Annotated in this window: 12 protein-coding genes; 2 read left to right on the top strand and 10 right to left on the bottom strand. The window is 70.0% G+C overall.

Annotated elements, in window-relative coordinates; genetic code table 11:
- Nucleotides 1–54 precede the first annotated feature (54 nt).
- The 9 genes from AAFF41_RS12610 to AAFF41_RS12650 all read right to left on the bottom strand — a co-directional run bounded on the left by AAFF41_RS12610 (nt 55) and on the right by AAFF41_RS12650 (nt 10,413).
- Entirely contained in the window at nt 55–1,137 is a 1,083-nt protein-coding gene (locus AAFF41_RS12610) for a S1 family peptidase (protein WP_343323970.1), read from the bottom strand.
- Between the two features lie 246 nt (nt 1,138–1,383).
- A complete protein-coding gene (locus AAFF41_RS12615; RefSeq protein WP_319744674.1) occupies nt 1,384–2,325 on the bottom strand; it encodes a slipin family protein in 942 nt (313 codons plus the stop codon).
- A gap of 186 nt (nt 2,326–2,511) precedes the next feature.
- Complete coding sequence (locus tag AAFF41_RS12620; RefSeq protein WP_054234431.1) at nt 2,512–3,411, bottom strand: S1 family peptidase; 900 nt, start codon at nt 3,409–3,411, stop codon at nt 2,512–2,514.
- A gap of 312 nt (nt 3,412–3,723) precedes the next feature.
- Nucleotides 3,724–4,506, bottom strand: a complete 783-nt coding sequence (locus tag AAFF41_RS12625) for a DUF1684 domain-containing protein (RefSeq protein ID WP_343323971.1) — start codon at nt 4,504–4,506, stop codon at nt 3,724–3,726.
- A gap of 64 nt (nt 4,507–4,570) precedes the next feature.
- Entirely contained in the window at nt 4,571–5,869 is a 1,299-nt protein-coding gene (locus tag AAFF41_RS12630; protein WP_343323972.1) for an NtaA/DmoA family FMN-dependent monooxygenase, read from the bottom strand.
- A complete protein-coding gene (locus AAFF41_RS12635) occupies nt 5,866–6,945 on the bottom strand; it encodes an LLM class flavin-dependent oxidoreductase (RefSeq protein ID WP_343323973.1) in 1,080 nt (359 codons plus the stop codon). Before AAFF41_RS12635 ends, AAFF41_RS12630 begins: the two co-directional genes overlap by 4 nt.
- A 51-nt stretch (nt 6,946–6,996) precedes the next feature.
- Complete coding sequence (locus tag AAFF41_RS12640; RefSeq protein WP_319744666.1) at nt 6,997–7,758, bottom strand: amino acid ABC transporter ATP-binding protein; 762 nt, start codon at nt 7,756–7,758, stop codon at nt 6,997–6,999.
- 46 nt (nt 7,759–7,804) lie between these two features.
- Nucleotides 7,805–9,559, bottom strand: a complete 1,755-nt coding sequence (locus AAFF41_RS12645; RefSeq protein ID WP_343323974.1) for an FAD/NAD(P)-binding protein — start codon at nt 9,557–9,559, stop codon at nt 7,805–7,807.
- Nucleotides 9,556–10,413 (bottom strand): amino acid ABC transporter permease, encoded by an 858-nt coding sequence (locus tag AAFF41_RS12650; protein ID WP_319744662.1) that lies wholly within the window; start codon nt 10,411–10,413, stop codon nt 9,556–9,558. Before AAFF41_RS12650 ends, AAFF41_RS12645 begins: the two co-directional genes overlap by 4 nt.
- A gap of 433 nt (nt 10,414–10,846) precedes the next feature.
- On the opposite strand from AAFF41_RS12650, the gene AAFF41_RS12655 reads away from it, so the two are divergent.
- Entirely contained in the window at nt 10,847–11,800 is a 954-nt protein-coding gene (locus tag AAFF41_RS12655; protein ID WP_319744660.1) for an ABC transporter substrate-binding protein, read from the top strand.
- Between the two features lie 114 nt (nt 11,801–11,914).
- On the opposite strand, the gene AAFF41_RS12660 is transcribed toward AAFF41_RS12655, so the two are convergent.
- Nucleotides 11,915–13,150, bottom strand: coding sequence for a DUF5685 family protein (locus AAFF41_RS12660; protein ID WP_319744657.1), 1,236 nt, complete (start codon nt 13,148–13,150; stop codon nt 11,915–11,917).
- Nucleotides 13,151–13,440: 290 nt separating this feature from the next.
- On the opposite strand from AAFF41_RS12660, the gene AAFF41_RS12665 reads away from it, so the two are divergent.
- Nucleotides 13,441–13,881, top strand: coding sequence for a cell division protein SepF (locus AAFF41_RS12665; protein WP_054234440.1), 441 nt, complete (start codon nt 13,441–13,443; stop codon nt 13,879–13,881).
- Nucleotides 13,882–13,920: the final 39 nt, after the last annotated feature.

Consider the following 13,920-nt stretch of genomic DNA (forward strand, 5'->3'; position numbering starts at 1 on the left):
CCCACCTGCGCAAACACCGGTCCACCCGGCCCTGAGCAGGCAGGACGGAGCGCGTCAGCCGATCTGGGCGCCGAAGGCCGACAGCGCCTCGGTGACCGGCTGGAAGAAGGTCTCGCCGCCCGAGGTGCAGTCGCCGCTGCCGCCCGAGGTGAGGCCGATGGCCGTGGAGCCCGAGAAGAGCGAGCCGCCGCTGTCACCGGGCTCGGCGCAGACGTCGGTCTGGATGAGTCCGTCGACGATGTCGCCGTTGCCGTAGTTCACGGTGGCGTCCAGGCCGGTGACCGTGCCGCTGTGCACCTGGGTCGTCGAACCGCTGCGCGTCACCGACTGCCCGACGGTCGCCGCACCCGCCTGGGTGATGGGCTGCGCGGAGCCGTTGTAGAGATCGACCTCGCTCGGGTGGTCGACCGTCGAGGTGTACTTGACCAGACCGAAGTCGTTGCCGGGGAAGCTGGACTGCTCGTTCGTGCCGATCTCCTTGCCGCTGGAGTCCGACCAGGTGGAGATCGCCCGGGTGCAGTGCCCGGCGGTGATGAAGTACGGCAGGCCCCCCTTGACCACGTTGAAGCCCAGCGAGCAGCGCCCGCCGGAGCCGGTGATCGCGTCGCCGCCCGCGATGAAGGTCTTGAACTCCCCCTTCGTGCGCTGGAGTTCGGCCTTGGCGCCGAGACCGTCGACGACCTTGGTCAGCCGGGCGAGGGTCACGCCCCCGACCGTGCGGTCGGCGGTGACGACGACCTTGTTGGTCCCCGGGTCGGTCGCCCAGGACGTGCCGGGGATGGTCGCGTCCTTCTTGAGGGTGGTACGGGCGCTCGTCAGCTCGGCGAGGGAGTTCTCGACGATTCTGGCCCGGGCGCCGGCCGCCTCGACGACACGCGCCGCGGCCCGGTCGAGCACGTTGACGACGAGGTGCCCTGCCTTCGCGTCGTAATACGTTCCCGCCGCGTCGGGACCCAGGTCCTTGCCGAGCGTCGAGGCGAGTTTTCCGGCCGCCGTGATCGAGAGCGGCCGGGGAGCCGCGCTCTTCTGCGTCTCGCTCGCGTTCGCAGTCTGGAAGGTGACTCCCGCGGCGATCAGAGCGGCGACACTCGCGCCTGCCACTGCTGCGCGACGCCCGGATATACGTCGGTGCTTCACTTCGCGTCCTCCTGTGGGGGGCGGCCCGGGAGGTCGTGGGGACCTCCGGGGCCGGAAGGCGTACGGAACCAAAAGGCGTACGGGCGCCCACTATTCCGAGACCCACAGGTGGCTCACAAGGTCGACTTCAGGACGCGCGTACAGCAACGGGTGTACGCCCCCGGCACCTTGACCCTGCGTGATCGCACCCTGTGCGTTCGCAGTGCAAACACCGCGTGCGAGTGACGCATGTGCAGCCCATGAGGTCTAGTCCTGTCTGGTTTTCGACCCTTCAGGATCCGATCCCACCGGGGGCGCGAAGGAGGACGGTTGCTCCTGCACCGATTGCTCCACCGATTCCCGCACCGATTGCTCCACCGGTTGCTGCACCGATCCCCGCACCGGCTGCGTGGTCGACGGCCGCGCCTGCTCGGGTGCCGGGGCGGCCGGCTGCTGCGCCCGTTCCAGGAACCGCAGCAGTTCCACCGGGAAGGGGAGCACGAGGGTGGAGTTCTTCTCTGCGGCGACCGCCACCACGGTCTGCAGCAGCCGCAGTTGGAGCGCGGCGGGCTGTTCGGACATCACCCCGGCGGCCTCCGCCAGCTTCTTGGACGCCTGGAGCTCGGCGTCCGCGTTGATGACCCGTGCGCGCCGTTCACGGTCGGCCTCGGCCTGCCGGGCCATCGACCGTTTCATCGTCTCCGGCAGCGACACGTCCTTGATCTCGACCCGGTCGATCTGCACACCCCAGCCCATGGCCGGACTGTCGATCATCAGCTCCAGGCCCTGGTTGAGCTTCTCCCGGTTGGAGAGCAGATCGTCCAGGTCGCTCTTGCCGATGATCGAACGCAGCGAGGTCTGCGCCATCTGCGAGACCGCGAACTGGTAGTCCTCGACCTGGATGACCGCGTCGGCCGCGTCGACCACCTTGAAGTAGACGACCGCGTCGACCCGGACCGTGACGTTGTCCCGCGTGATGCCCTCCTGCGCGGGGACGGGCATCGTCACGATCTGCATGTTGACCTTGCGCAGCTTGTCGACGAAGGGCACCACCATGGTGAACCCGGGCCCGCGCACGTCCGAGCGCAACCGGCCCAGGCGCAACACCACACCACGTTCGTACTGTTTGACGACACGGGCCCCGGCCATCGCGTAGACGACCCCCACGGATACGACGGAGACTCCCGCCGCGACCAGTTCCTCGACCATCACGGCCCCCCAGGGTCCGAAGTGGGCGCATCGGGCAAGTACCGCATCAGGCGCGTACCCGGCGTGTACTTCGACGGTAACTCCGTCACCCGAGCAAGGGCGAGCCCCCGCACGGCAGTTGCGTGCGGGGGCTCGCCTGCTGCTGGCTGCAGATCCGGTCGTGCGGGTGTTACGGGGGGCCGTCGGTCAGCCGACGCTCACGCCGTAGTAGCTCAGCGCCTCGGTGACCGGCTGGAAGAAGGTCGTACCGCCGGACGTGCAGTCACCACTGCCGCCGGAGGTCAGACCGTAGGCGACGGAACCCGCGTAGAGCGGACCGCCGCTGTCGCCGCCCTCGGCGCAGACCGTGGTCTGGATCATCTGGTAGACCACGTCGCCGCTGCCGTAGTTGACCGTGGCGTTCAGCGCGGTGACCCGGCCGCTGTGCGTGCCGGTGGTCGAGCCGCGACGGTAGACGGTCGTGCCCACGCTGGGCGTGGCGGCGCTGCTGATGGTCTGGCTGCCGACCGCGCTCGGGTGGGCGATCGAGGTGTTGGTGTAGCGCACCAGCGCGAAGTCGTTGGTCGGGAAGCTGTAGCTGACGTTCGTGCCCAGCGTGGTGGTGTGACCCGAGTTGGAGTACCAGGTGGAGGCGACCTGACCGCAGTGGCCGGCGGTCAGGAAGTAGTAGGTGCTCCCGCTGTGCACGTTGAAGCCGAGCGAGCAGCGGTAGGAACCGCCGTAGATGGCGTCGCCGCCGGTGATCAGCTTCTTGAACTTGCCCGGGGTGTGCTTGATCGTGATGGCCGCGGCGTTGCCGCCCGCGTCCTTCTTGATCTTCGCGATCTCGGCCTTGGAGACCGTGCTGTCGACGGTGACGACGACGCGGTTCGTCTTGGCATCGACCGCCCAGGCGGTTCCCGCGATGTCGGACTTGAGTACCGACTTGTTCACCGTGCTCAGCTGGGTGGCGCTGAACGTCTGGGCGTCGGATGCGTTCGCGGTGGGGACGGAGAACGCTGCGGCGGCCAGGAGTCCGGTGGTCACGGCGATCAGCCGGGTCCGTCTCGCTATACCGCTGCGGGGGGTGGTGCGCTTGATCCTCACTTGTCGTTCCTCCCGAGGGAAGTAGGGGGCCCGCGTGGGGTCGGGGCCCGTGAGGCGCAGCCGGGAGCCGCCCGACCGGATTCCGGACAAGCCGTGCCCCTGACAAGCGCTGTGGGGGAGTATTCGGCCGCACGACCGACGGGCGCAAGGGCGCCTTTCGGCCGTGCAGCGTTCAACTGACGTTCCACCAGCGGCAGTTGATCTTCCCAGACTCAGGTGTGCGGATTGCGTGTCGATCGTCGGGGCACTCGAGGCGTCTGGAGAGCTTGGAGGAGTGAGCGGAGGGCGTGGAGGGCGTGGCGAAGTGAATCGTCAGAGCAGCGTGCGCTCCCCCGCCGGAACGGCCACGCCCAGGGTGTTCCCGGGCGGCGGGAAGGGGCAGATGAAGTGGTCGGCGAACGCGCACGGCGGAAGCACGGCCCGGTTGAAGTCCACCGTCGTACGCCCCTCGGCGTCGGGCGCGGCGGGGCGCAGGAACCGGAAGCGGTAACTGCTGTCCCCGCTGGTGGTGTCGGCGAACACGGCCCACAGCGAGCCGTCACTCTCCACCGACACCTGGAGCGTGAGGTCCTCGCCGTCCAGGGTGAAGGCGAGGATGCCGCCGAGCCCCAGACCGCGGGCGACTCCGTCCGCGTTCTCCACATGTACGGTCCGGCTCTCGCCGTACGGCGTGAAGTGCCCCGGCACCGACCAGCGAGGGTCGTACGGCGTCGCCTCGACGCCCTTGAAGGCCGCGCGCGCCTCGGAGGCGGGGTCGAAGTCGCGTACGCCCCAGATCCCTTCGCGCACCAGGACGACGAACCGGCGCTCGTCGAGCCCGACCCGGGCGTCGGCCGCCGACCCGGGGTCGGCGTCGAGCCGGACCTCGCCGGTGAAGGGCTTTCCGTCCAGGCTCAGCCCGTCCTCGGGGGCGGCCGTCAGCAGGACCCCGTCCTCCTGGTCGGTCCACAGCCCGGGGATGTCCGGAAGTCGCCCGTCCGGATAGTCCTCCAGCCAGTGCGTGCCGGTGAGTGCCAACGGGCCGTAGGAGCCGGACACCGTCTCGACGCGGCGCTCGTGCCACCGTTCCCAGTCCTCGGATGCGTCGTCGAACACGTCTGCGGATGTCCCGTCAGATACGTCTGCGGATGCGTCTGCGGATGCGTCTTTCGTCATGTGATCAACCCTTCCATACGGGTTCCGGCAACCCGAGGTGTGAGCGCAGCGTCGTGCCTGTGTATTCCGTGCGGAAGGCGCCCCGCTCCTGGAGCAGCGGGACCACCCGGTCCACGAACTCGTCCAGTCCGCCCGGGGTCAGATGGGGGACGAGGATGAAGCCGTCGGCGGCGCCGGCCGTCACGAACTCGTCGAGTTCGGCGGCGACCGTCTCCGGCGTGCCGACGAAGGACTGCCGCCCGGACGCCTCGATCACGGTCTGCCGGATGGACAGCCCCTTCGCACGCGACAGGGCCCGCCACCTCTCCGCCACCGCGAGGGGGTCGGCGACGCGCACCCGCCCCCGCGCGAGGGCCGGCGCCGGCTCCGGGTCGATGTCGGGCAGGGGCCCGTCGGGGTCGTACGAGGAGAGGTCGACACCCCAGATCCGCTCCAGCGCGAGGAGCGCGTTCTGCGGGGAGACCTGCCGGTGGCGGATCTCGGCGGCCCGCTCCCGCGCGTCCGCCGCGGTGTCACCGAGCACGACGGTGACACCGGGCATGATCTTCAGGTCCTCGGGCGACCGCCCGTACGTCGCCAGCCGCCCCTTCACATCGGCGTAGAACTCCCGGCCGGCGTCCAGGGTCCCGCGCCGGGTGAAGACCACGTCCGCCGTGGCCGCGGCGAACTCCCGGCCCTCGTCCGAGTCCCCGGCCTGGATGACGACGGGCTGCCCCTGCGGTGAGCGCGGCAGCCCGAACTCCCCCGCGATGTCGAAGTGCCGCCCCTGATGGGCGAAGGGGCGCGCCACGCCTTCCGGCGTCCAGGAGTCCCACAGATCTCGTGCGGTGGCGACGAACTCGGCGGCGCGCGCATACCGGTCCGCGCGGTCGAGGAAGCCGCCGCGGCGGAAGTTCTCCCCGGTGAAGGCGTCGGAGGAGGTGACCACGTTCCAGGCGGCCCGGCCCCCGCTGAGGTGGTCCAGCGTGGCCAGTCTGCGGGCGAGTTCGTAGGGCTCGTTGAAGGTCGCGTCGACCGTGGCGGCGAGCCCGAGCCGCTCGGTGACGGCGGCGAGTGCGTTGAGCACGGTGATCGACTCCGGTCGGCCCACGACGTCCAGGTCGTGGATGCGCCCCTTGTACTCGCGCGGCCGCAATCCCTCGGCGAGGAAGAAGAAGTCGAACAGGCCGCGTTCGGCGGTGCGCGCGAGGTGTTCGAAGGAGGCGAAGTCGATCTGGGACTTGGAGCGCGGGTCGGTCCAGACGGTGGTGCTGTTGACGCCCGGGAAGTGCGCCGCCAGATGCATGCGCGTACGTACGGTCATGACGCTCCCCCTGTCACGGCGTACTGGTTGGCGGGCCGGGCCAGCCCCAGGTGCTCCCTGAGCGTGCTGCCCGGATAGAAGGTGCGGAACAGACCGCGGTGCTGGAGCAGCGCCACCGTTCCGTTCACGAGCCGCTCCAGGTCACGGTGCGGCTCGACCGGGGTGAGGTGGAAGCCGTCGACGGCCTCGGACGCGTGCCAGGCGGCGATCAGTTCGGCCAGGTCGACCGGGCCGCCCCGGTACAGCGGCCCCTGCGCGGTCTGCCGGGGACCGCCACCCCCGTGGCCCGGCTCGGCCGCGCGTTCCCCGTCGCCGAGGTCGACGACGAGTGAGCCGAGGACCCGCAGGGTGTCGGCGTCGCGGCCGAACTTGGCTGCCGCGTCCCGGAGTTCGGCCCGTACGGCCCGGGCGTGCGCGGGTCCCACGACCCGGACGAGCGCCACGTCGGCATGCCGGGCGGCGACCCGCCGGGCGGGCCCCTCGGTGGCGTCGACGACCCGGACGGGGTGGCCCTGCGGGGGCCGCGGCACGATCGAGGGGCCCTTCACGAAGAAGGTGGCGCCCTGGAAGTCGACGTGGTGCAGCTTGTCCCGGTCGACGAACCGGCCGGTGGCCTCGTCGCGTATCTCGGCGTCGTCCTCCCAGCTGTCCCAGAGCCGGGCGGCCACCTCGGCGATCTCGCCGGCCTCCCGCCACAGCGCGTCGGCGGGTGCCGCGTGCCGGCGGCCGAAGAGTCGGGCCTCGCCCTCGGTCGTCGACACGTCGAGCTGCCAGCCGGCCCGGCCGCGGCTGACCCAGTCGAGGGTCGCCACCGCCGCCTGGACGTGGAAGGGCTCGGTGTGGGTGGTGGTCACGGTCGGCACCAGACCGATCCGGCGGGTGGCGGGCGCGACACGGGAGAGCACGGCGAGCGCGTCGGGCCCGGGGCGCGCGAAGGTGTCGCCGAGCGTCACGAAGTCGAGCCCGCCACGCTCCGCGAGCTGCGCCGGCCCGACGTACGAGGCGGCGTCGAAGGCCGCCTGTTGATCGAGGGCGGCGGCCAGGTGCAGCAGCCCCCGGCCGTGCGGTGCGGTCATATCGGGTGAAACCTTTCTCCGGTCATCCGATCAGAGCTCCCTGGTGAGGGATCAAAGAACCTTGGACAGGAACGACCGCGTCCGTTCGTGCCGCGGCCGGTCGAGTACGTCACCGGGGGCGCCCTGTTCGACGATCCGCCCGTCGTCCATGAAGACGACGGTGTCGGCGACCTCCCGGGCGAACCCGATCTCGTGCGTGACGACGATCATCGTGGTGCCTTGGTGGGCCAGGTCCTTGATGACGTCGAGGACTTCGCCGACCAGCTCGGGGTCGAGCGCCGAGGTCGGCTCGTCGAAGAGCAGCAGCTTCGGTCCCAGGGCGAGCGCGCGGGCGATGGCGACGCGTTGCTGCTGGCCGCCGGAGAGCTGCTTCGGGTAGGAGTCGGCCTTGTCGGCGAGCCCCACCCGGTCGAGCAGCGCCCGCGCCGCCTCGACGGCGTCCTTGCGCGGACGCTTCAGCGCGGAGACCGGGGCCTCGACGAGGTTGTCCAGCACGGTGAGGTGCGGGAAGAGGTTGAAGTTCTGGAAGACGAACCCGATGCGGGTGCGCTGCCTCAGGATCTCGCGCTCGCGCAACTCGTACAGCTTGTCGCCGGAGCGCCGGTAGCCGACCAGCGAGCCGTCGACGCTGATGCGGCCCCGGTCCACCTTCTCCAGGTGGTTGATGGTGCGCAGCAGCGTGGACTTGCCGGAGCCGGACGGGCCGAGGATCACGGTGACCTCGCCGGTGCGCACCGCGAGGTCGATGCCCTTGAGCACCTCCAGTGGGCCGAAGCTCTTGTGGACGGACCTGATGTCGACCATGAAGGTCATCGCGTGAATCCCTTGTACTGGCAGTGGAGTTGACGGTCGGGATGGGTTACGCGACGGCCCGGCACGCAAGGTCGCGCAGGAACACCAGCGCGGCTCGCGCGGTGGCGTCGTTCTGCCGGAACGCCGGCCCGCCGGTGCGCGGCCGGGTGAAGGCGCCGGGGGTACGTACGTCGGTGTAGGGCCCGAGTGCGAAGCGCCGCGGATGCGGCCGGCCGCCCCGGTCGAGGATCCGCCCGTCGGAGCGGTCCACCCGCAGCAGCCCCTCCGGGGTCTCGACGGCCCCGTCGTCGTGCAGTTCACGCAGCAGCGGGTCGAGGGCCCGCCCGACGGTGGGCTCGGGCAGCCGCGCCTCGACGAGCGCCCGCGCCTCGATCGTCTCGCCCGGCACGGTCGCGCTCGACGCCCGGAACACCCCGTCCTCGGCGACCACGGCCACGTCCGCGCCCACGAACCGCACGACGCCGGCCCGGGAGAGCGCGAGCATCTGCCGCAGCCGGGGTCCGGGCGGCCCGGAGGCGAGGTGGCTGAAGAAGCCGTGCCACCAGGGTCCGACGTCTCCGAGCCGGATCAACTGCCCGTAGACGGAGAGGAGTCCGAGAAAGACGGCCAGGTCAGGGCTGTTTCCGGGATCATGGCGGCGACGCAGATCTCCCTCGACGTACGCCCGGAGCCCGTCCTGGAACTCCTCGTGCGACGCGTACCGCGCCCCGTCCAGCGGACGGTCGAGCGCCGCGAGGTCGAGCCGGTCGGCGGGGTCGGGCACGGCGGATGTCACGAGCGCCTCGCGCTCCGCCGCCTCCCCTGCCGCGTACTTCTCCTCGAAGTCGGTCCAGGCGATCGCCGTCCGTTCGGGGTGGACGGTGAACAGCCGGTGGTAGTGCGCGAACCCCAGCTCCTTCTGGATCGACGGCCACACGTCCCGCCGGAAGTCGAAGCCCTCCGGCCGCGCCAGCAGCGCGTCGACCTCGGCGGGCCCGAAGAACCGTGGCAGCGGCGGCCGTTCACCGGTCCAGTCGTAACCGATCTTCGAGTGGTACGGCACTCCGCGCCGCGATCCGACGTACAGCACCGGTTCCCGCCCCGACGGAAGGTAGGTGTCACCGTCGTACCGCCCGCCCCGCCCCTCCGTGAGCAGCACCATCAGGTCGACGAAGGCGAGCCCGAAGCCGCGCACGAGGACGGGTTCGCCGGGCGCGAGCGAGGACAGGTCGCTGTCGGCGGTGAAGTCGGGCGGCAGATGGACCAGGTCGTGGGCATGGGCGTACGTCGCCAACTCGCCCTGCTCCTCGTCGAGTTCGGCGTCGAGGTGGCCGATCGTGAGAACGACGAGGTCGGCGAGGAGGGGACGCGGACGGCCCTCCAGCCACACCTGCTGGCGCCCCTCGCGCGGGCCGCTGACACGCAGGGCCCTGCACGGGTGATGGTGGACGGTGACGTCCGGCGGCAGGGCGGCCACGGCCTGCTCGTGCACCCAGCTCAGGTATGCCCCTTGCAGCTGCCGGTCGGCGAAGGTACGGCCGTCGATGGCCGCCCATTCGTGCAGCGTGGGACCGGGGCGCACGGGCCCGTCCATGACCACCGTCTCATCGGTGAACATGGTGACGTCCTCGGCGTGCGAGTTCATCCACAGCAGCGGCGACTGCGCCTCGCGCCAGATGCGTCCGGCGCCCGGCGGATAGGGGTCGACGAGATGGATGTCGAGTCCCGAACCGGCGTACAGCTCGGGCGCGTTGGCGGCGATGCGTTCGATGAGACCGGTCCCCCGCGGCCCGGCCCCGACGATCACGAGAGAGGGCTTCACCGGGTGCGCTCCGAGCCGCGCGCGTAGTGCTTCTCGACGTAGTACTGGCCGAGGCCGAGGACGGAGGTGACGACGGTGTACCAGATGGTGGCGACCATCAGCAGCGGGATGACCTGGTAGGTGCGGTGGTAGACCAGCTGCACCGAGAAGAGCAGGTCCTGCACGGCGATGACGCTGATGATCGAGGTGCCCTTGAGGGTGCCGATCAGCATGTTCCCGGCGGGCGGCACGAGGGAGCGCATCGCCTGCGGCAGCACGATCCGCCACCAGCGGCGCCACCGGCTCAGACCGAGCGCCTGCGCGGCCTCGATCTGCCCGCGGTCGACGGAGAGGATGCCACCGCGCACCACCTCGGCGGCGTACGCGGCCTCGTGCAGGGTGAGCCCGATGATCGCGACCGCGATCGGGGTGAACAGATTGACCGTCTTCACGCCGAGGAGCTCGGGATACAGCGCCCCGATGTTGAACCACAGCAGCAACTGCACCAGGATCGGAATCGACCGGAACAGCCACACATATCCCCAACTGACGCTGCGCAGCACGGGATTGGCGGACAACCGGGCCGCCGCGAGCAGCGTCCCCAGCGCGAAGCCGAGCACCATCACCACAGCGGTCAGCCACAGGGTGAGCCACAGGCCGCGCAGCACGGAGTCCGAGGTGAAGTAGTCACCGACCACCCCCCACTGGAACGCCTTGTTGCGGACCACGGAGGTGACGGCGAGCCCGAGCAGGACGAGTACGGCGACGGCTGCCGTCCACTGGCCCAGTCGGCGCTGCGGAACGATCCGCAGGGAGTCGGCCTGCTCCGGTATGTCCGGTGCGGCGGATGTTTTGGCGAGGGTGTCGGAAGACATGCGAAGACTCCGTGACGTAGTCGAACACGGGTGGATGCCTTCACACGAAGCGCCTCGCGGCGCAGTACGGCCGAGCCCCTCAGCAGGGCCGTCCACCGAGAGTACGGGCCCGTTTCCCCCGCTGTCAAGGCTGTCCATACTGTGAGCCGTACGTCTCAAGTCGGTTGACGCACAACCGGATGCCTGTTCCACTTGCCCCATGCATCCACAGCAGTGGCTGGTCAAGCGCTCCCACATCGACTTCGGTCGAGTGTGGTCCTCTTCCTGTTGAGCTGACCCACTGCGCGCCCCGATCGCTTGATCCCCTGATCAATCCGATCGCCCGATCCCTTGGTCGACCGGGCGCCCTTCGCGTTCTCCCTCCCTCTCGCCTTCACACGCGCACCCCTCCCCTCGGGTTCTGCTCACTCTTGCTCTCAGGAGACCGCACACCATGCGTACGTCCACGCGTACCCGTTATCGGCATTTTGCGCCTTTTGCCCTCATCACCTCGACGGCCCTGCTCCTCACGGCATGCGGCTCCGGCTCGGACGACACGACCGGCGCCGCGGCGAATGCGGCGGCCAAGGCCGACAAGATCCCCACCACGGACGTCGTCTCGGCCGTCCCGAAGGACGAGGCCGCCGCCAAGCTGCTCCCGTCCGGCGTCACCAGCCTCACCGTGGCGGTCGCCGTCGGCGGTACGCCACCCGGAACGACGTACCTGGACGACGGCAAGACGCTGACGGGCCAGGACGTCGACTTCGCGGACGCCGTGGCCAAGGTGCTCGGTATCGAACTCAAGACGGAACAGGCCGGTTTCGAGGCGATCCTGCCGGCCCTGGACAGCGGCAAGTACGACTTCGGGGCCAGCAACTTCGGTGTCACCGACGAGCGGCGCAAGACGATCGACTTCGTCACCTACATCAACGACGGCCAGGGCTTCGCCACGCGCTCCGACAGCAAGTTGGCCAAGATCACCGACCTCGATCAGCTGTGCGGCCTGAACGTCGCGACCGGAGCGGGCACCACTTTCGAGGCGACGCTGGAGGAGAACAAGAAGGTCTGCACCGACGCCGGCAAGAAGGCGTACAAGGTGCAGACCTACAGCGAGCAGGGCGCGATCTGGTCGTCACTCCAACAGGGCCGCAGCGACCTCGTGATGAGCACCATCAACGGCCTGCGCTACGCCGTCGCCCACCAACAGGGCGTCAAGTTCCTCAACGAGTACCACCGCCTCGACGTCGGCTTCGCCTTCAAGAAGGACACGAAGCTGGCACCGGCCTTCCAGGCGGCGGTGAACAAGCTGATCGCGGACGGCACGTACGACAGGATCCTCAAGAAGTGGGGGACGACGGGTTCCGCGATAGGGAAGTCGCAGATCTCGCCGCCGGAACTGAAGAACTAGGCACGCCTGCCCCCGCGCCCGAAAGGGCGCGGGGCGGAGACAGCAGCCCCCCGAATGAGCAGGCCCGAACCGCTGCGGCCGCGTGATCGCCCACGCCGCCGTATACGAGGTTCGTCACAGTCCGCAGTCGCAGCACGAGCAGCATTCACAGCACTCGCAGATCTCACAGGCTTCGCAGCAGCTGCAGTCACAGTCGCAGTTGCCGAGGCAGCCCTCGCGCCTCCTTCGCGACCACGGCCCCTCGAACTCGTCGGCACAGCACACCTTGCAGGTGCAGCACAGCCCGATCGCGGCCGCGCACCCCGCCCAGAAGCCTCGCCTGCCGGGCCCGGACGGCGGGAAGGAGGGAGCACCGCCGAAGGGGTTGCCGCCACCGGCGTAGGGATTCTGCCCGTCGTTCGGGCTCTGCGGGCTCTGCGGGTTGTACGGCCCACCGTGCTGCGGCGGCCCGAAAGCCCCCCGCGGACCGTCCTCGTGGTCCTGGTGCCCGCATCCCGAGGTCCCGAACGCGCGGTCCACCGATCGCCCCAGCTCGTGCGCGAGCAGCAGATGCGCCAGCTTGCCGTCCGTGAACTCCACCTCGCGCAGCGCGAGCCGTATTCCGTGCAGAGCGTCATCGGCGAGCCGGCGCGCCTCCACGAGCGGGGTGCCGGTGGCCGTGAGCGGGTTCCAGGCTCCCGACGCGGCGTCAGTTTCCCGGTCCTCCACGGCGTCCAGCAGATGCGCGAGCCGCCCGAAGAGCCGGCCGGCCTCGGCGAGCGGCTCGGCGTTGCCCGGCCGCCCGGCCAGGACGGCCGTGTGCGCGAACGCGGCGGCGGTCGCGGTCTCGGTGGGCTCGGTGACGGTCAAAAGCGGCGTCCCGGGACCGGCGAGCGCCTCGATGCCGACCTGCCGGTCGACGGCGTCGACGAGCACGGCGGTGTCGAAGCCCACGTCGGATCCGGTACGGGCCCCGGCGCGCCCCCAGCTCGCGGCGACCCGGCGGGCGGCGAGCGCCACCGGCCTGCGCGCCAGCAGCCCGTCCTTGTCCGCCACGTGGTCGCGCACCTTGGCCGAGGCCAGCACCAGCGAGACGGCGGCTGCGAGGCGGGCTCCCTCACCCTGTGCGACGGATGCCGTCCGCATCCCGCGCAACGGGCACGGCCCCGCCGTACGCCGCCACGCGGTGGTGCGCTCGACCTGAGCCTCCGTCAAAACCGATATCAGCAGCCCGTCGTAATTGGTGACAACCCGAGCGAACTGTCCGTGGTCTCCGCGCAACGCGAGACAGAGTCCGCACAGATGCGCCATCCACTGCGTTTTGAGCCCCTCGCCGAGGCGGTGGCTGCAGGGCCTCACTATTCCGAACACGACACTCCCCCGTGCCTCGTTTGACGTTGAGCTGCGGCATCGTATCGACCCCTTCGTTCACCCGTACGCCCCGACCGTCACCCGAACGCCGTCGAGAATCATATTTCACTCACAGTCAGCAGCCGTACACCGCAAGACCCTTGGGGCACGCGGGCTCTCGACGAATTCGCTGTGCACCAGTACCGTCACGAAACCCCCGCGCGGCGTCTATCCACTTGGCGCGACATCCGCATCATGGACGACCATGGGGATGCGGAAAGCAAGAAAGACCGCTGTGAGAGGAGGCGTCCATGGGATCGGTGCGCAAGGCGAGTGCCTGGCTTGGCCTCGTCGACGACAACGATGACGAGCGTTACTACGACGACGACAACTACGCCGAAGGACAGGACTCCGGCGATGCCTGGGTCACGGATCCACGCGTGAAGGTCGCGTCCGAGACGGCGGAAGAGACAGGCCGCCGGATCGGCACGGTCACCCCGGACAGTTTCCGGGACGCACGCGGCATCGGCGAACTCTTCCGGGAGGGCGTCCCGGTCATCATCAACCTCACGGCCATGGAGCCCGCCGACGCCAAGCGCGTGGTGGACTTCGCGGCCGGTCTGACCTTCGGCCTGCACGGCACCATCGAGCGGGTCGCCACCCGGGTCTTCCTGCTGACCCCTGCCAACACCGAGATCGTCAGCGGCGAGGCCCCGGGACGCCAGACGGACGGCTTCTTCAACCAGAGCTGAGGCAGGGCCGCTCACCGGCCCTGCTCTCCGGTGCTCGAC

The sequence above is a fragment of the Streptomyces mirabilis genome (genome assembly GCF_039503195.1).
In the GTDB taxonomy this organism is placed as follows: Bacteria; Actinomycetota; Actinomycetes; order Streptomycetales; family Streptomycetaceae; genus Streptomyces; species Streptomyces mirabilis_D.

Excerpts from the sequence above, each read along its gene's own strand:
- AAFF41_RS12615 (WP_319744674.1), bottom strand. The coding sequence starts at position 2,325 with ATGGTCGAGGAACTGGTCGCGGCGGGAGTCTCCGTCGTATCCGTGGGG.
- AAFF41_RS12630 (WP_343323972.1), bottom strand. The coding sequence starts at position 5,869 with ATGACCGTACGTACGCGCATGCATCTGGCGGCGCACTTCCCGGGCGTC.
- AAFF41_RS12635 (WP_343323973.1), bottom strand. The coding sequence starts at position 6,945 with ATGACCGCACCGCACGGCCGGGGGCTGCTGCACCTGGCCGCCGCCCTC.
- AAFF41_RS12640 (WP_319744666.1), bottom strand. The coding sequence starts at position 7,758 with ATGACCTTCATGGTCGACATCAGGTCCGTCCACAAGAGCTTCGGCCCA.
- AAFF41_RS12650 (WP_319744662.1), bottom strand. The coding sequence starts at position 10,413 with ATGTCTTCCGACACCCTCGCCAAAACATCCGCCGCACCGGACATACCG.
- AAFF41_RS12655 (WP_319744660.1), top strand. The coding sequence starts at position 10,847 with ATGCGTACGTCCACGCGTACCCGTTATCGGCATTTTGCGCCTTTTGCC.
- AAFF41_RS12665 (WP_054234440.1), top strand. The coding sequence starts at position 13,441 with ATGGGATCGGTGCGCAAGGCGAGTGCCTGGCTTGGCCTCGTCGACGAC.